15 protein-coding genes, 1 other RNA gene and 1 pseudogene are annotated in these 16,202 nt (G+C 72.8%); 10 read left to right on the forward strand and 7 right to left on the reverse strand.

Features of this window, described 5'->3' with window-relative positions; translation table 11 throughout:
* The first annotated feature begins 1 nt into the window (after position 1).
* On the forward strand, positions 2-1,120 hold the full coding sequence (locus IG63_RS21865; protein ID WP_157210311.1) for a M15 family metallopeptidase: 1,119 nt from the start codon (positions 2-4) through the stop codon (positions 1,118-1,120).
* 15 nt (positions 1,121-1,135) lie between these two features.
* On the opposite strand, the gene IG63_RS0119475 is transcribed toward IG63_RS21865, so the two are convergent.
* On the reverse strand, positions 1,136-1,321 hold the full coding sequence (locus tag IG63_RS0119475; protein ID WP_030486009.1) for a hypothetical protein: 186 nt from the start codon (positions 1,319-1,321) through the stop codon (positions 1,136-1,138).
* Positions 1,322-1,354: 33 nt separating this feature from the next.
* Between IG63_RS0119475 and map the strand changes: the two genes are divergently transcribed.
* The 5 genes from map (at position 1,355) to IG63_RS21870 (ending at position 7,623) form a co-directional block, all read left to right on the forward strand.
* Positions 1,355-2,194 carry a type I methionyl aminopeptidase gene (gene map / locus IG63_RS0119485; RefSeq protein WP_157210312.1) on the forward strand — a complete coding sequence of 280 codons (840 nt, stop codon included), beginning with the start codon at positions 1,355-1,357 and terminating at the stop codon, positions 2,192-2,194.
* A gap of 76 nt (positions 2,195-2,270) precedes the next feature.
* Positions 2,271-3,959, forward strand: a complete 1,689-nt coding sequence (locus tag IG63_RS0119490; RefSeq protein ID WP_245604521.1) for a circularly permuted type 2 ATP-grasp protein — start codon at positions 2,271-2,273, stop codon at positions 3,957-3,959.
* Positions 3,953-4,879, forward strand: a complete 927-nt coding sequence (locus tag IG63_RS0119495; RefSeq protein WP_030486012.1) for an alpha-E domain-containing protein — start codon at positions 3,953-3,955, stop codon at positions 4,877-4,879. Before IG63_RS0119490 ends, IG63_RS0119495 begins: the two co-directional genes overlap by 7 nt.
* Positions 4,876-5,721: a transglutaminase family protein gene (locus IG63_RS0119500; protein ID WP_030486013.1), complete on the forward strand. Its 846-nt coding sequence runs from the start codon at positions 4,876-4,878 to the stop codon at positions 5,719-5,721. Before IG63_RS0119495 ends, IG63_RS0119500 begins: the two co-directional genes overlap by 4 nt.
* Positions 5,722-5,853: 132 nt before the next feature.
* On the forward strand, positions 5,854-7,623 hold the full coding sequence (locus tag IG63_RS21870) for a sensor histidine kinase (RefSeq protein ID WP_030486014.1): 1,770 nt from the start codon (positions 5,854-5,856) through the stop codon (positions 7,621-7,623).
* A gap of 194 nt (positions 7,624-7,817) precedes the next feature.
* Here IG63_RS21870 and rnpB read toward each other — a convergent pair.
* Positions 7,818-8,197: RNase P RNA component class A (rnpB, locus tag IG63_RS21875), an RNA gene on the reverse strand.
* 39 nt (positions 8,198-8,236) lie between these two features.
* On the opposite strand from rnpB, the gene yaaA reads away from it, so the two are divergent.
* The gene (yaaA, locus tag IG63_RS0119510; protein ID WP_030486015.1) at positions 8,237-9,016 is read left to right on the forward strand and encodes a peroxide stress protein YaaA; all 780 of its coding nucleotides are present in this window, start codon (positions 8,237-8,239) and stop codon (positions 9,014-9,016) included.
* 11 nt (positions 9,017-9,027) lie between these two features.
* Here yaaA and IG63_RS0119515 read toward each other — a convergent pair whose 3' ends face one another.
* Genes IG63_RS0119515 through IG63_RS0119530 form a run of 4 tightly spaced genes read right to left on the reverse strand, consistent with a single transcriptional unit; the run spans position 9,028 to position 13,129 of the window.
* Complete coding sequence (locus tag IG63_RS0119515; protein WP_051707299.1) at positions 9,028-9,696, reverse strand: histidine phosphatase family protein; 669 nt, start codon at positions 9,694-9,696, stop codon at positions 9,028-9,030.
* Complete coding sequence (locus tag IG63_RS23725; RefSeq protein WP_030486017.1) at positions 9,693-10,436, reverse strand: zinc ribbon domain-containing protein; 744 nt, start codon at positions 10,434-10,436, stop codon at positions 9,693-9,695. The genes IG63_RS0119515 and IG63_RS23725 overlap by 4 nt, the downstream gene beginning before the upstream one ends.
* 28 nt (positions 10,437-10,464) lie before the next feature.
* A complete protein-coding gene (locus IG63_RS0119525) occupies positions 10,465-11,589 on the reverse strand; it encodes a Nif3-like dinuclear metal center hexameric protein (RefSeq protein WP_030486018.1) in 1,125 nt (374 codons plus the stop codon).
* A gap of 10 nt (positions 11,590-11,599) precedes the next feature.
* Positions 11,600-13,129 (reverse strand): AMP-binding protein, encoded by a 1,530-nt coding sequence (locus IG63_RS0119530; RefSeq protein ID WP_030486019.1) that lies wholly within the window; start codon positions 13,127-13,129, stop codon positions 11,600-11,602.
* Between the two features lie 114 nt (positions 13,130-13,243).
* Here IG63_RS0119530 and IG63_RS23140 point away from each other — a divergent pair, with 114 nt between their 5' ends.
* From IG63_RS23140 to IG63_RS0119545, 3 genes are read left to right on the forward strand one after another with little or no spacing between them, the layout of a single operon-like run.
* The gene (locus IG63_RS23140) at positions 13,244-13,852 is read left to right on the forward strand and encodes a hypothetical protein (protein ID WP_030486020.1); all 609 of its coding nucleotides are present in this window, start codon (positions 13,244-13,246) and stop codon (positions 13,850-13,852) included.
* Between the two features lie 58 nt (positions 13,853-13,910).
* On the forward strand, positions 13,911-15,416 hold the full coding sequence (locus IG63_RS0119540) for a sensor histidine kinase (protein WP_169741836.1): 1,506 nt from the start codon (positions 13,911-13,913) through the stop codon (positions 15,414-15,416).
* Entirely contained in the window at positions 15,401-16,069 is a 669-nt protein-coding gene (locus tag IG63_RS0119545) for a response regulator transcription factor (RefSeq protein ID WP_030486022.1), read from the forward strand. Before IG63_RS0119540 ends, IG63_RS0119545 begins: the two co-directional genes overlap by 16 nt.
* Here IG63_RS0119545 and IG63_RS23730 read toward each other — a convergent pair.
* Positions 16,066-16,202 (reverse strand): annotated as a pseudogene (locus IG63_RS23730) (IS481 family transposase); the annotation flags it as partial. The gene IG63_RS0119545 and the pseudogene IG63_RS23730 overlap by 4 nt on opposite strands.

A 16,202-nucleotide genomic window follows, 5' to 3' on the forward strand; every position in this document is an offset into this window, starting at 1 on the left:
TGTGCCTGCTCACCGATCCGGCCGCCGCCTCGTCCTGGTGCTGCTGCTCTGCGCCGCGCTCGGCCCCGGGGCCGTGCTCCCGGCCAGCGCGGCCGACCCGGCCGACGAGCCCCCCGTGGCGCCAGTGGCGCCCGTGGCGACCACGATCCGTCTCGGCGCGCCCACCGAGGTGGTCGACGAGCGTGCGGTGCAGCTGCGTGCGCGGTTCCTGACCAGCGCCGGCGAGCCCGTCGCCGGGGCCCTCGTCGTCTTCGACCGCGTCGTCGACGGCGCCTGGCGGCGCGCCAAGGCACGTCGTACCGATGCCACCGGGCTGGCGCTCTACACGGTCAAGCCCCGGCGCGACACCCGGTGGCGGGTGCGCGGCCTCGCCGGCGAGCGCCGTGGCGTCACGTGGCAGGCCGCGACCTCGGCGTCGGCGCGGATCGAGAACGTGCCGCCCGCCCGCCCGGTCTCCCTCGGCGGCCCTCGTCCCGACGCCCTGCCCACGCAGGCCCGCGCCGTCGGGCGCGGCGCCAACGCGGTCGTCCACCGGATCTCCGACAGGGTCTGGCGCTCGATGGTCGGACGCAGCTGGCGCCAGGGGTGCCCGGTGGGGCGGGGCGGGCTGCGCCTGGTGCGGGTCAACTACTACGGCTTCGACGGCTACCGCTACCGCGGCGAGATCGTCGTCAACCAGGCGGTGGCCCGGCGTGCCGCGCGCGCCTTCGGCGACATGCACGCCCGCAAGCTCCCGCTGCGCGCGATGTATCGCGTCGACCGCTTCGGCTGGAGCCGCGAGCTGCAGGGCGCCGACGACCGAGCCTCGATGGCCGCCGACAACACCTCGGGCTTCAACTGCCGTCAGGTCGTGGGCCGTCCCGGCGTGCGCTCACCGCACTCCACAGGTCGCTCGATCGACATCAACCCGTGGGAGAACCCCTACTGGACGTCCGCGGGCTGGGTGCCGAACACGTGGTGGGTCGGCCGCTCCCACCCGCGGGTGGCCTGGCGGAGCGGCAGCCACGCCGTGCTCAAGATCTGGCGCTCCCACGGCTTCCGCTGGACCTACGGCGTCCGCGACGCCCACCACCTCGACGGCCGCACCGCCCCGGGCCTGGAGGGCGGCCTGGTTGGCTAGCGGCTCCTCACGGGGCTAGTCCTCCAGCGCGTCGTCGTTCCACTTCGGGTCGTTGTCCCACTCGTCGTTGCGCTCCTCGACCTTGTCGAGCGCGCGCCCGGCCTCGGCCTCGGAGCCGTAGGGGCCGAGCCTGTCGGAGTTGCGGCAGCCGTCCCTGGGCTCGACCCGCTTGTGCTTCAGGCAGTACCAGAACTCGCTCATGTCGCGGACACTACGCTGGCCGACGTGACTGTCATGGCTCCCGGACGCGTCTCCGCGCGACGACCCGTGCCCCCCGGCATCCCCCGCCCGGAGTACGTCGACCGCCCGGGTCCGGCGCCGTACACCGGCTCGGAGGTCAAGGACGCCGAGACCATCGAGCGGATGCGGGCCGCGGGCCGGCTGGCCGCGCAGGCGCGCGACCTCGTCGGCTCCCACGTCGCTCCCGGCGTCACGACCGACGAGCTCGACCGGATCGGTCACGAGTTCCTCTGCGACCACGGCGCCTACCCCTCGACGCTGGGCTACAAGGGCTTCCCCAAGTCGCTGTGCGCGAGCGTCAACGAGGTGGTCTGCCACGGCATCCCCGACAGCTACGTCGTGCAGGACGGCGACATCGTCAACATCGACATCACGGCCTACCTCGACGGCGTCCACGGCGACACCAACGCCACCTTCCTCACCCCCGGCGTCGACCAGGAGGTGCGCGACCTCGTCGAACGCACGCAGGAGGCGCTGCGGCGCGCGATCAACGCGGTGCGCCCCGGACGCCGGATCAACGTGATCGGCCGCGTCATCGAGTCCTACGCCCGCCGCTTCGGCTACGGCGTGGTGCGCGAGTTCACCGGCCACGGCATCGGCACGTCCTTCCACTCCGGACTGGTGATCCCCCACTACGACGACCCGCGCCACGACGACGAGATCCTCCCGGGCATGACCTTCACCATCGAGCCGATGCTCAACCTCGGCACCCACGAGTGGGAGATGTGGGACGACGGCTGGACCGTGGTCACCCGCGACCGGCGCTGGTCGGCGCAGTTCGAGCACACCCTGCTGGTCACCGACAGCGGCGCCGAGGTGCTGACCCTCCCCTGAGCCCCGCCCACCCCGTCCCGGGGCTTGGCGACCCTTCCGGTCCCTGAGAGGTCGGTCACTCGCTAGGGTCGCGTGCGTGACCGGCATCTTCGAGGACTACGGTTCGCACACCGGCCCTGCCTACGACGAGATGTACGACGGCGAGGCGCTCCGGACGCCGTACCGCCAGGTGCACCCGTCGATCCAGGAGATGGGGCCCGCCGAGCTGCAGACGCGCGTCGAGGCACTCGCCTCGAGCTACCTCGACCAGGGCGTGACCTTCGACATCGGCGGCGAGGAGCGGGCCTTCCCGCTCGACGTGCTGCCGCGGGTGATCGAGATGGACGCGTGGGGCACCGTCGAGCGCGGCGTCCAGCAGCGGGTCCAGACCCTGGAGCGCTTCCTGGCCGACATCTACGACGCGGGCGAGGTGCTCGCCGACGGCGTCGTGCCGCGCGGGGTGGTCACCACGTCGTCCCACTTCCACCGGGCGGCCGCCGGCATCGAGCCGCCCAACGGCGTGCGTGTGCACGTCAGCGGCATCGACCTGATCCGTGACGACGACGGCGAGTTCCGCGTGCTCGAGGACAACGTGCGCGTGCCCTCGGGGGTCTCCTACGTCATGACCAACCGGCGCGCCATCGCCGCCGCGCTCCCGGAGGTCTTCGCCGACCACCGGATCCGCCCCGTTGCCGGCTACCCGCAGAAGCTGCTGACCGCGCTGCGGGCCGCGGCCCCGGCGGGCGTCACCGACCCCAACGTCGTGGTGCTCACGCCGGGCGTCTTCAACGGCGCCTACTTCGAGCACGCCCTGCTGGCCCGCACCATGGGCGTCGAGCTCGTGGAGGGCCGCGACCTGGAGTGCCGGCGCGGCCGCGTCATGATGCGCACCACCCAGGGCCTGGAGCCGGTGCACGTGATCTACCGCCGCGTCGACGACGAGTTCCTCGACCCGGTGCACTTCCGCAGCTCCTCGCTCCTGGGGTGCTCGGGCCTGCTCAACGCCGCCCGCGCGGGCAACGTCACCATCGCCAACGCCGTGGGCAACGGGGTGGCCGACGACAAGCTGATCTACACCTACCTGCCCGACCTGGTGCGCTACTACCTCGGCGAGGAGCCGGTGCTCCGCAACGTCGACACCTGGCGGCTCGGCGACGCCGACCACCGCGAGGAGGTCATGGACCGCCTCGACGAGCTGGTCCTCAAGCCGGTCGACGGGTCGGGCGGCAAGGGCATCGTGATCGGCCCGCACGCCACGCGCGCCGAGCTCGACGAGCTGCGCACCAAGGTGCTGCACGACCCGCGGGCGTGGATCGCGCAGCCGGTGGTGCAGCTCTCGACCGTGCCGACGTACGTCGACGGCGTGATGCGCCCGCGGCACGTCGACCTGCGACCCTTCGCCGTCAACGACGGCAACCGGGTCTGGGTGCTCCCCGGAGGTCTCACCCGCGTCGCGCTCGGGGAGGGCGAGCTCATCGTCAACTCCTCCCGCGGCGGGGGCTCGAAGGACACCTGGGTGCTGGCCGGCAGCGGTGGGCGCCCCGTCGTACGCACGGAGCCCGAGCGGGTCGCCGTCCACGCCACCCCGCAGGACACCGGGCCCGCCCTCGACTCCTTCTCCTCCCAGCACGACCAGCAACAGCAGCAGCAACAGCAACAGCAGCCGGTCGAGCCGCACCTGCCGGTCGAGCCACACCTGTCGGTCGAGCCTGTCGAGACCCGTCCCGCCGCGACCCGTCCCACGGTGACCCGTCCCGCCGAGTCCGAGGGAGCCCCCGCATGCTGAGCCGCATCGCCGAGTCGCTCTTCTGGATCGGCCGCTACGTCGAGCGTGCCGAGGACACCGCCCGCATCCTCGACGTGCAGACCCAGCTGATCCTCGAGGATCCCGGGGTCGACGAGGAGACCACCTGCCGCAGCCTGCTCTCGATCATGGGCGTCGAGCAGTTCGAGGGCGAGGCCATCACCTCCGCGGAGATGCTCAAGGTGCTGGCCTACGACATCGAGTCGCCGGCCTCGATCGCCGCGACGCTCGCCGCCGCGCGCGAGAGCGCCCGACGGGCGCGCGAGACCCTCTCGACCTCGATGTGGGAGGCGATGAACACCACCTGGCGGGCGATCCCCTCGGGCCACTTCCGCTCGATGCGACCTCCGGTCGCCTTCCGCTGGGTGCGCGACCGCGCGGCCCAGATCAACGGCATCGCCGAGGCGACCATGACCCGCGACGAGGGCTACCAGTTCCTGGTGCTCGGCCGCTCGATCGAGCGGGCCGACATGACCTCCCGGCTGGTGGCCACCGCGGCCCTGACCTCCGGGTCCGCCTGGGGCACCTCGCTGCGGGCCTGCGGCGCCTACGAGGCCTTCCTGCGCACCTACCGGGGCCTGGAGACCGAGCGCGGTGCGGCCGAGTTCCTGCTGCTCGACCGGCTCTTCCCCCGCTCGGTGGTCTTCGGGCTCACCGAGGCCGAGCGCTGCCTGGAGCGGGTGGAGTCCGGTGGCACCCGGGCCGGGGTGCAGAACGAGGCGCAGCGGCTGCTCGGCCGCACCCGCGCCGAGCTGGAGTACCGCTCGCTCTCCGACTTCGTCGCCGAGCTGCCCAGCGAGATGGAGCGGCTCCAGCGCACCTGCGCGCTGGCGACCGACGCGATCACGCGCCGCTACTTCGCCGGCGCCGAGGCCACCGAGTGGCACGGGGTGAGGGCATGACCATGCAGCTGCGCATCGTGCACACCACCGGCTTCGAGTACGACGGCAAGGCCAACTCCTCCTTCAACGAGGCCCGCCTCACCCCGCTCACCGGACCCGGCCAGATCGTCGTCCACAACCGCGTGGAGGTGCACCCCACGCCGTGGACCTACACCTACCGCGACTACTGGGGGTCGCAGGTCACCGCCTTCGAGGTGCTCGACCCGCACACCTCCCTGACGGTCGTCGGCACCGCCACCGTGCACACCGACCGCTCCCCCGCGGGTGAGCCGGTGCTGTCCTGGGAGGAGCTGCGCTCGCCCGCGTCGTCCGACCAGCACACCGAGCACCTCACGCTCTCCGACCGCGTCGCACCCGCCGACGACCTCGCCCGGCGCGCCCGCGAGCTGGCCGAGGCCTCCAGCTCGCCCACCGACGCCGCCGCCGCGATCTGCGCGCTGGTCTACGACGAGGTCAAGTACGTCTCGGGGTCGACCTCGGTCGACGCGTACGCCGCCCACAGCTGGGAGCGTCGTACCGGCGTGTGCCAGGACATGGCCCACATCACCATCGGGGCACTGCGCTCGGTGGGCATCCCGGCCCGCTACGTCTCCGGCTACCTGCACCCCAAGGTCGATCCCGAGGTGGGCGTCGCCGCCAAGGGCGAGTCGCACGCCTGGGTCGAGTGGTGGGACGACGCCTGGCGCGGCTACGACCCCACCAACGCCACGGAGCCCGGCGACCGCCACGTCGTCACCGCCACCGGCCGTGACTACGGCGACGTCAAGCCGCTCTCGGGCGTCTTCTCCGGCTCCGGCACGTCGCGGATGTTCGTCGACGTGCAGATCACCCGGCTCGCCTGAGGCGGTCCCGAGCACCGGCTGGCCCACCTGTCGCGCACCGGGCGGAGTCGTCAAGGTGTCCGTTTTCAACCAATTCGACGAATCGCTCCCCCCGTCCGGTCGCCCCGCCGATAATGGAGTCGAGGGGGGATCATGACCGGCGCGCAGCTCGAGACCAGGGCGATCGCGGTGTCGACAGGTGGAGGCCGCATGCTCGCGGACCAGCTGCTCGACAGCCTGCAGCTCATCGCCGACGGCATCGTCGCCGTGGCGGGCTTCGGGGTGGCCGCGATCCGGATCCGCCGTGGCGAGGAGCTCGAGCTGATCGTCGACACCGAGCTCCCCGAGGAGGTCGGCAGCCGGATCCCGCTCGCGCTGATGCTCGAGGAGCTCGCCGTCGCCGAGACCTGGGGCGCGCTGCGCTTCGTCCCCCACGAGCTCTCCGGCGGCAAGGAGCTCGGCTGGGTGGTGCCCGACTACCCCGTGGCCGACGCCCCTGACGCCTGGCACCCGATGGACATGCTCGTCGCCCCCCTCTACGACGCCGAGGGCGAGCTCCGCGGCACCCTCGCGATCGACTCCCCCCACGACGGCAGGCGGCCCGGCCTGGAGGCCCGGCGGGTGCTGGAGCGCTTCGCCGAGCTGGCCTCGCGCGCCGTGCTGACGGCCCTCGAGCGTGAGTCGCTCGCCGAGCAGGTGGCGATGGCCGAGACGGTCAAGTCGATCGTGCGCAGCACCAGCGCCCAGCTCAGCCTCGAGGGGCTGCTGCAGGCCAGCGAGCGCACCCTGCTCGAGGGCTTCGACGCGCAGCAGCTGTGGATCAAGACGGTCGACGAGGAGCAGGGCGTCGCGGAGTACCTCCCCGAGGCGCTGCGGCTCGCGCTGCCGCCCGAGATCGTCGACTTCGCGCAGCGGGCGGCGCACTACTGCTGGCACCAGCAGACCGTGATGATCGTCGGCACCCACGAGCCGGTGCCGACGAAGATGTCGCAGGACCACCACGACCACGTCGTCCGCCTGCTCGTGCAGATGGGGATGCAGTCGCTGGTCTTCGTGCCGCTCGGTGCCGGCCCGGAGTGCATGGGCAGCCTCGTGCTGGTCCGTGGGCCGCAGGCGCGGGCGTGGACCGACATCGAGTGCGCCGCGCTGCTCGACATCGGCCACGACCTCGGCCGCGCCGCCCTCAACGCCCGCACCTTCGAGCGCGAGCACGCGCTCGTCACCGAGCTCAAGGCGCTCGACGAGTACAAGAGCCAGCTGATCTCGACGGTCTCCCACGAGCTCAAGAGCCCGCTGACCACCGTGCAGGGCCACCTCGAGATGCTCACCACGGGCGAGATCGTCGTCTCCGACGACGCCCGCGGGTCGCTGACCGCCATCGGGCGCGCCTCCCAGCGGATGTCGCGGGTGATCGAGGACCTGCTCTTCCTGCGCCAGCTCGACCCCGCGCGCCCGCTCTCGCCGTCCGCCGTCGACCTGGCCGAGCTCGTCGCCGAGGCGATGGCGATGTCGTCGACGGCGATCGTCGCCAAGGGCCTCCGCGTCACCTTCGAGGCTCCCGAGGTGCCGGTGCTGGCCCTCGGCGAGCCCGACGAGCTCGACAAGATCGTGCACAACCTCATGACCAACGCCGTGAAGTACACCCCCGAGCACCGCGCCATCGACATCGCCCTGACCGACCAGGGCGGCACCGTCGCCCTGACCGTGCGCGACGAGGGCCTGGGCATCTCGGAGGAGGACCAGGCCGGGCTCTTCACCGAGTTCTTCCGCTCGACCAACCCGCTGGCCGTGGCCCAGCCCGGCACCGGTCTCGGACTGACCATCGTGCGCCGCATCGTCGACCGGCACGGCGGCAGCATCAGCCTCGACTCCGCCCTAGGCGAGGGCAGCACCTTCGTGGTCACGCTCCCCTCGGCCGCCTGACCGCCGACACGTCACTCCCTGACCGCCGAGACGTCACTGCCTGACCGCCGAGACGTCACTCCCTGACCGCCGACACGTCACTGCCTGACCGCCGAGACGTCACTGGCGCGCGACCCTGTCAGGGAGTGACCCCTCGGACGTCAGGGAGTGACCTCTCGGCGGTCAGGGAGTGACCTCTCGGCGGGCCCGGAGTGCGGACGGGCTGGCTCATAGGCCGGATCCTGTTCGCCGGGGGCCTCGCGACCGTCCCGGTTGGCGACCATCCATCTCAGCAGGGCCGTTGCCGACCCCGTCGTGCGACCTACCCGCGAGCTCGGGCGGACCACCCTCGAGCGCTCGCTGTCTGGTCTTGCTCCAGGTGGGGTTTGCCTAGCCGCCACGGTCGCCCGTGGCGCTGGTGGTCTCTTGCACCACCGTTTCACCCTTGCCGCGCCTCGCGGCGTGGCGGTCTGTTCTCTGTGGCACTGATCCCGCGGGTCACCCCGGGTGGGTGTTGCCCACCACCTCGTCCTGTGGAGTCCGGACCTTCCTCGACGCTCCCCGAGGGGTGCGCCGCGGTCGCCCGGCCAGCCCGTCCGCTCCGGCAAGGATAGGCCCTCCTACGCTGGCCCGCGTGCTGGTCCTGCTGCCGCCCTCCGAGGGCAAGTCCGTCCCCCGCCGCGGCAAGCCGCTCGACCTGGCCTCGCTCTCCTTCCCGGGACTCACCGACGCCCGTGACGAGGTGGTCGACGCGCTGGTCTCGCTCTGCGACGGCGACCCCACCCGGGCCGCCGAGGTCCTCGGCCTCGGCCCGACCCAGACCGAGGAGGTGCTCCGCAACGCCGCGCTGCGCGACGCCCCGACCGTGCGGGCCGACGCCCTCTACACCGGCGTCCTCTACGACCACCTCGACCTCGCCTCGCTCGACGCGGCCGCCCGTCGCCGCGCCACCCGGTGGCTCGCCGTGACCAGCTCGGTCTTCGGGCTGCTGCGGCCCGGCGACCGGGTGCCGGCCTACCGGCTCTCCGGCGACGTCACGCTCCCGGCGCTCGGCGGCGTCGCGGCCCACTGGCGCGGGGCGCTCGACCCCGTCGCCCGCGAGGCGGCGGGCCGTGGGCTCGTCGTCGACCTGCGCTCCACGACGTACGCCGCCTTCTGGCGCCCCGGCCCCGACCTCGCGCCCCGCGTGGCGACGCTCCGCGTGCTCCAGGAGCGCGCAGGCAGGCGCTCGGTCGTCAGCCACTTCAACAAGGCCACCAAGGGTCGTCTCGTGCGTGCCCTGCTCGAGCACGGCGAGGTCGCCGCGACGCCGGAGGCGCTCGCGACCCTGCTCTCCGACCTCGGCTGGCGCGTCGAGGTCGACACCCCGACCCGGTCCGGCACCCGCCTCGACGTCGTCGTCACCGACCTCTGACCGCGGCCGGCCTACACGGGACCGGTCGGGCGGGCGTTGAAGAGGCGCATCTGCGGGTGGACGTCGCCGTCGGGCGTCGCGAAGTAGGAGAGCACGGTGACCGACGCGGGCGCCAGCTCCATGCGGTAAGCCGCGTCGAGCGTGGCGCCGACGGCGTCGGCGACGAGCACCTTGATGGGGGTCACGTGCGAGACCACCACCAGCGTCTCGCTGGCGTGGGCGGCGAGCAGCCGGTCGCGTCCCTCGAGCACCCGCGCCTGCACGGCGCGCAGCGACTCTCCGCCGTGCGGGGCGGAGTCGAGGTCGCCGAGCCACGAGGAGAGGTCGTCGGGGAAGCGCTCGTGCACCTCGGCGTAGGTGAGGCCGTCCCAGGAGCCGAACTCCATCTCGGCCACGCCCGGCTCGACCGAGACCTCCAGCGAGAGCAGCGCGGCGAGCTCCTCCGCGGTCTCACGCGTACGACGCACCGGCGAGCTGACGATGCGGGTCAGGTCGCCCGCCAGCGGCTGCAGCCACTCCCCCGTGGCCCGGGCCTGGGCGCGGCCCTCCTCCGTGAGCGGCGGGTTGCTGCTGGCCAGCCCGCCGGAGAAGCGCTTGTGCACGGTGTGGTCGGTGACGCCGTGGCGCACCAGCACCAGCGTGGTGGGATCCGCCGGAGGACCCCACCCGCGCGAGCTCACAGGCCGGACTCCTCGGTGCGCACCAGGATCCGGTCGCACTCCTCGCAGCGGACGACGGTCTCCGGCGGGGTGGCGGCGATGACGGCGAGGTCGGCGGCGTTGAGCGTGAGGCGGCAGCCCTCGCACTCGCGGCGACGCAGCAGGGCCGCCCCGGTGCCGCCCTTGCTGGTGCGCAGCCGCTCGTAGAGCGCCAGCAGGTCCGCCGGCAGCTCGGCCGCCAGCGGCGCGCGGGCGCGCTCGGTCTCCGCGAGCTCGGCGCTGACGGCCTCCTGCACCTGCGCGAGCTCGCTGCGCAGCTGCTGCTCGTCGTCGGCGAGCGCGTCGAGGTCGGCCTGCCGGGCGGCGAGGTCGGTCTCGGCCGACTCCAGCCGCTCCATCACCTCGAGCTCGACGTCCTCGAGGTCGCCGATGCGACGCCGCAGCGACTGCAGCTCGCCGAGCATCCGCTCCAGCGCCTTGGGGTCGGAGATCTGCCCGGAGTCGACCATGCCCTGGTCGCGCTGCTGGCGGGTGCGCACCTGCTCGACGTCGGCGTCGGCGCGGCGCTGCTCGGAGGTGAGGTCGCTGACCAGGATGCGCAGGTCGCGGACCGTGCCCTCCATCTGCTGCCGCCGCTGCGCGATGTCACGGACCTTCTCGGCCTCGGGGAGCGTGGCGAGGCGGTGGCGCAGCGTGTCGGCGCGGGTGTCGAGCGCCTGCACGTCGAGCAGTCGCTGCTGGGCGGATGGGTCGGCCTGCACCAGGTTCCTCCGGTATCGAGTTGGGGGGCTAGGCGCGGAAGGTCCATGGATCGGTGGGGACCTCGCTCACCCTGACCTCCACCGTATCGCCCAGCGCACCGAGCAGCCGATCCCGGAGCACCGGGAGCCAGGTGCTCTCGGCCGCCCAGTGCGCGACGTCGACGAGCGCGGGGGCGTCGGGGTGCTCGCGCAGCTCCGAGGCGGGGTGGTGCCGCAGGTCGGAGGTCAGGTAGACGTCGACCCCCTCGCTCCTGGCGCGGTCGAGCAGGAAGTCGCCGGCACCGCCGCACAGGCCGACCCGCTCGACCAGCCGGTCGGGGTTCCCGGCCACGCGGACGCCGTGCGCCGTCGCCGGCAGCGTGCGGGCCACCAGCGCCGCGAAGTCACGCAGCGGCACCGCCTCCGGCAGCCGGCCGACGCGACCCGACCCGCGGTCGGGCTCGTCGTCGGGGGCGACCTCGAAGACCTGGTACGCCGGCTCCTCGTACGGGTGCACGTCGAGCAGCGCCGCCACCACCTGCGTGCGCAGCCCGCGCGGCACCACCACCTCGATGCGCTCCTCGGCCACGACCTCGGCCTTGCCGACCTCGCCGATGGCGGGCACGGCGCCGTCGAGCGGCCGGAAGCGTCCCTCCCCCGGGGTGCTGAAGCTCGCCGCCTCGTAGTCACCGAGCCGCCCGGCGCCCGACCCCGCGAGCGCCGCCCGCACCCGCTCGGCGTCCTGGCGCGGCACGTAGGCGACCAGCGCGTCGAGCGGCGGCTTGCTGTCGGGCTCCAGGGGTCGTAAGTCGCGCAGCCCCAGCGCGAGCGCCAGCGACTCCGAGACGCCGCCGGTGGGCGAGTCGGCGTTGGTGTGGGCGGTGTAGAGCGCGCAGCCGTTGCCCAGCAGCCGGTGGGCGACCCGCCCCTTCGGGTCGGTGGCGGCGATGCCGTGCACCGCCTTGAGGAAGAGCGGGTGGTGGGTCACCAGCAGGTCGGCGTCGTGCAGCACCGCCTCGTCGACCACGGCGGCCGTCGGGTCGACGGCCAGCAGCACCCGGCGTACGTCGTCGACGGGGTCGCCGAGCACCAGCCCGACCGCGTCCCACGAGTCGGCCGTGTGCGGCGGGTACCACTGCTCCAGCAGGTCGGTGATCTCTCCCAGGCGCGGCATGCGCCGAAGGCTAGTTGACCTGGCGGTCGCGTCCCTCCCAGTAGGGCGCACGCAGCTTGAACTTCTGCAGCTTGCCCGTGGCCGTGCGCGCGAGGACGTCACGGAACTCCACCGACGACGGCGCCTTGTAGCGCGCGACCTTCGACTTCACGTGGTCGATCAGCTCCTGCTCGGTCAGCGTCGAGCCCTCGGTGCGCACCACCAGCGCCTTGATGGTCTCGCCCCACTTGTCGTCGGGCACGCCGATCACGGCGACCTCGGCCACGTCGGGGTGGGAGAAGATCGCGTCCTCGACCTCGATCGACGAGACGTTCTCCCCGCCGGTGATGATGACGTCCTTCTTGCGGTCGGAGATCGTCAGGTAGCCGTCGTCGCCGATCTCGCCGCCGTCGCCGGTGTGGAACCAGCCGCCCTCGAGCGCGGCCGCCGACTCCTCGGGCTGCTCCCAGTAGCCCTCCAGGACGACGTTGGAGCGGGCGAGCACCTCCTGGCCTTCCGAGAGCTGCAGGCGTACGCCGAGGGCCGGCTGCCCCGCCCGGACCAGCCGGCTCGCGCGCTGCTCGGGCTCGAGGTCGTCCCACTCGGAGCGGGAGCGGTTGACGGTGAGCAGCGGCGAGGTCTCGGTGAGCCCGTAGATCTGGATGAACTCCCAGCCGAGCTCGGCCTCGACCCGCGCCACCGTCTTGGTCGGGGGCGGGGCTCCGGCGACGATGATGCGCACCCGGTCACGGCCCGGGATCTCGCCCTCCCAGCTCTCGGCCGCCTCCAGCACGGCGGCGACGACCGCCGGGGCCGCGCACATCACCGTGACGCCGTACCGCTCGACGCGGCGCAGGATCTCCGCGCCGTCGACCTTGCGCAGCACCACCTGCGGGATGCCGAGTCCCGTGGCCACGAAGGGCCAGCCCCAGCCGTTGGCGTGGAACATCGGCAGCGTGTGCAGGTAGACGTCGCGGTCGGTCGCACCGGTGTGCAGCCCGAAGGTGACCGCGTTGGTCCAGATGTTGCGGTGGGTGATCTGCACGCCCTTGGGCCGCGCGGTCGTGCCCGAGGTGTAGTTGATCGTGGCCGTCGCGCTCTCGTCGGGCTCCCACGGCTCGGGCTCGACGCCCTCGGCGTACATCTGCTCGTCGTCGCCGATCACGAAGCGGTGCTCGCACTCGACGCCCGCGAGCGCCTCGTCGAGCTCGGGGTCGACGTACAGCACCCGCGCGCCGGAGTGCTCGACGATGTAGGCGACCTCCTCGGCGGAGAGCCGGAAGTTGATGGGCACCAGCACCCGGCCCCACCCGCACACGCCGAAAAAGGCCGTGCCGAGCCGCGCGGAGTTGTGCGAGACGTAGGCGACGCGCTCGCCGACGCCGATGCCGAGCTGGTCGAGCTTGGCGGCCTGGGCCCGGGCGAGCTCGCCGACGCGGGCGTAGGTCAGCTCCCCCAGGCTGGGGGCGGGCTGGTCGGGCTCGTCCACGACGCCGACGCGGTCGGCGTAGACCGCGAGCGCGCGGTCGAGGAAGTCGCGGACGGAGAACGGCACGATCATCGGGTATGACTCCCCTCACTGGCTGGTGAGCCTCACCCTAGGGCGTCGGCCCACATGAGAGATCTCTCATCGACCTCTCATCTGCCGGCCACCCGGAGGGCGCAGGCTGCTGCCATGAGTCGCACGTCCAAGCTCGCCCTCGGAGCCGCCGCGGTCCTGCTGCTGCCCGTGATCGCCTTCGCCGTCGGCACGCTGTCGGCGTACGACACTCCCGCGCCGACGCAGCAGATCGTCGTCGACGAGACCTCCACCGACCAGGACGACGCCGACACCAGCACCGTCGACCAGGTGGCCCGCGCGAAGCAGGAGCGGCGCGAGCGCCGCGAGGCCCTGCGACAGCAGCGCCAGGAGCGGCAGGAGCGCCGGGAGCGGGCCGCGCGCGAGGCGGCCGCCGGCGACCCGGCCGGTGGCACGAGCGGCACCAGCAGTGGCACGGGCACCGGCTCCGGCACGAGCGCCGGCACGAGTGGCACCGGTCGCTCGGGTTCGAGCGGCTCCGGCAACGGCTCCGGCAGCGGCTCCGGCGGCTCCGGCTCCGGCGGCTCGGGCTCGGGTGGCTCGCAGCAGGCCGGCGGCGGCAGCGGCTCGGGAGACGACAGGGTCGAGGTCGTCACGCCACGCCCCACGCCGGTCGTCGACGATGATGATGACGACGACCGCGATGACGACGACGATGACGATGACGACCGGGACGACGATGACGACGACGGAGACGACGACTGAGCCCAGCCAGGGCCCGTCGGACGAGCCGTCACCCTCCCCGTCGCCGGACGACACCACCGTGCCTGGTGCGCGGCGGCCCTGGCACCCGCGCTGGTGGCGCGACCGGCTCTCGAGGGTCTCGGTGCGCACCCGCATCGCGCTCTCGGTGGCGGTGCTGACGGGCTGGACCCTGGCGGCGAGCGGCCTGCTGGTCTGGACGCTGGAGTCACGCGCGGTGCAGCACGACGTCTACGACAACATCGCCCAGGAGACCCAGGAGCTCTTCCGGCTGCAGTACCCCGAGAGCAGGGCGGACTCGAGCAACCCCGGGCCCCCGGCGTACGACAGCGCGGAGGAGCTGCTCGAGGTCTTCCTGACCCGCAACGTGCCCGACGACGACGAGCTCTTCGTGGGCTGGTGGAGCGACGACGCCAAGCTCACCACCGGGCACCCGCTCGGCGAGGCCACGCTCGGCGACGACGGCTTCCGACCCGCGGTGCGCGAGCTGCTGCCCGAGGGCGGCTCGGCGCGCCGCTCGGTGAGCGGCATCGGCGACTACCTGCTCACCGTGCAGCCGCTCACCAGCACCACCGGCGACCGCGCCGACGCCATGGTGGTCGTCAGCTACCTCGACGCCGAGCGCGACGAGCTGACCCAGACTATGCAGACCTACGCCGGGGTCTCGCTGCTGCTCCTGCTCGGCATCGTGGCCCTCGCGTGGTTCCAGGCCGGCCGCCTGCTCAAGCCGCTCCGCGCGCTGCACGCCAACGCCGAGGAGATCAACGCCACCGACCTCTCGAGGCGCCTGCCGGTGGCAACCAGCGACGACATCGGCCGGCTCACGCACACCTACAACGCCATGCTCGACCGGCTGCAGCAGGGCTTCGTCTCGCAGCGCCAGTTCCTCGACGACGCCGGCCACGAGCTGCGTACGCCGCTCACGGTGCTGCGCGGGCACCTCGAGCTCGTCGACCCCACCGACGCTCGGGAGGTCGAGGAGACGACCGACCTGCTGCTCGACGAGGTCGACCGGATGTCGCGGCTGGTCGACGAGCTGATCCTGCTCGCCAAGTCCGACCGTCCCGACTTCGTGCGCCGTGCACCCACGAGCCTGACCGGGCTGCTCGAGCAGGTGCACCGCAAGGCGGGCGCTCTCTCCGCCGCCCGCGACTGGCGGCTGGGCGAGCTGCCCCCCGAGAGCCTCTCCGCGCTCGTCGACGAGCAGCGCATCACCCAGGCCCTGCTGCAGCTGTGCGACAACGCCGTCAAGCACACCAGCGCAGGCGACAGGATCACGTTGGCCGGTACGGTGCACCATGGCGTGGGGGGCGGCACCGTCCGGCTCACCGTCACCGACACCGGGCAGGGCGTCGAGCCCGAGGCGCGCGAGCGCATCTTCGACCGCTTCGGGCGCGCCCACGTGCCGGAGGGCGACGAGGGCTTCGGGCTCGGGCTCTCGATCGTGCGCGCGATCGCCGAGGCCCACGACGGACGCGTCTGGGTCGAGGACGGCCCCGGAGGGGGCGCACGTTTCGTCATCGAGCTGTCCACCGAGCAAGGGAGCAACGCATGGCACGGGTCCTGATCGTCGAGGACGAGCAGCGGATCTCCTCCTTCCTCGCCAAGGGACTCGCGGCCGACGGCTTCGCCACGACCGTCGCCGGCGACGGCCACACCGGCCTCGACTTCGCCCTCACCGGCGACTTCGACCTGGTCGTGCTCGACATCGGGCTGCCGGGCCTCGACGGCTTCGAGGTGCTCCGGCAGATGCGCGCGCAGGGCTCCTCGCTGCCGGTCATCGTGCTCACCGCCCGCGACAGCGTCACCGACACCGTCTCCGCCCTCGAGGGCGGCGCCGACGACTACATGGCCAAGCCCTTCCGCTTCGCCGAGCTGCTGGCCCGCGTCCGGCTGCGCCTGCGGCAGAGCAACGACCAGGGCGGCGCCCGCGAGGACGTGCTCACCGTCGGCACCGTCAGCCTCGACCTCCGCACCCGGCAGGCCACCGTCGGCGGCAACGTCGTCGACCTCTCGGCCCGCGAGTTCCGGATGGCCGAGATCTTCCTGCTCAACCCCGGGCAGGTGCTCTCGCGCGAGCAGCTGCTCTCCTTCGTGTGGGGTTACGACTTCGACCCCGGCTCCAACGTGGTCGACGTCTACGTCGGCTACCTGCGCAAGAAGTTCGGCGCCACCGCGATCTCCACGGTCCGCGGCATGGGCTACCGCTTCGAGGGCTAGGTGTAGTTCCCCGTGACGTTGTGAATGCGGTCGGAGGGACGAGACCTTCGATGCCGGTGTGGGGTCTGTGGTGATTGTAGAAGTGGAGCCAGTCGGCGTAGGTCGCGGCGCGTGCGGCGTCTGAGAGGTAGAT

It is taken from the genome of Nocardioides aequoreus, assembly GCF_000720335.1.
GTDB classification, from domain to species: Bacteria; Actinomycetota; Actinomycetes; order Propionibacteriales; family Nocardioidaceae; genus Marmoricola; species Marmoricola aequoreus.

What these genes read in the sequence shown, in the direction of transcription:
- IG63_RS0119475 (WP_030486009.1), bottom strand. Translation starts at nt 1,321, where the DNA reads ATGAGCGAGTTCTGGTACTGCCTGAAGCACAAGCGGGTCGAGCCCAGG.
- map (WP_157210312.1), top strand. Translation starts at nt 1,355, where the DNA reads ATGGCTCCCGGACGCGTCTCCGCGCGACGACCCGTGCCCCCCGGCATC.
- IG63_RS0119495 (WP_030486012.1), top strand. Translation starts at nt 3,953, where the DNA reads ATGCTGAGCCGCATCGCCGAGTCGCTCTTCTGGATCGGCCGCTACGTC.
- IG63_RS0119500 (WP_030486013.1), top strand. Translation starts at nt 4,876, where the DNA reads ATGACCATGCAGCTGCGCATCGTGCACACCACCGGCTTCGAGTACGAC.
- IG63_RS21870 (WP_030486014.1), top strand. Translation starts at nt 5,854, where the DNA reads ATGACCGGCGCGCAGCTCGAGACCAGGGCGATCGCGGTGTCGACAGGT.
- IG63_RS0119525 (WP_030486018.1), bottom strand. Translation starts at nt 11,589, where the DNA reads ATGCCGCGCCTGGGAGAGATCACCGACCTGCTGGAGCAGTGGTACCCG.
- IG63_RS0119530 (WP_030486019.1), bottom strand. Translation starts at nt 13,129, where the DNA reads ATGATCGTGCCGTTCTCCGTCCGCGACTTCCTCGACCGCGCGCTCGCG.
- IG63_RS23140 (WP_030486020.1), top strand. Translation starts at nt 13,244, where the DNA reads ATGAGTCGCACGTCCAAGCTCGCCCTCGGAGCCGCCGCGGTCCTGCTG.
- IG63_RS0119545 (WP_030486022.1), top strand. Translation starts at nt 15,401, where the DNA reads ATGGCACGGGTCCTGATCGTCGAGGACGAGCAGCGGATCTCCTCCTTC.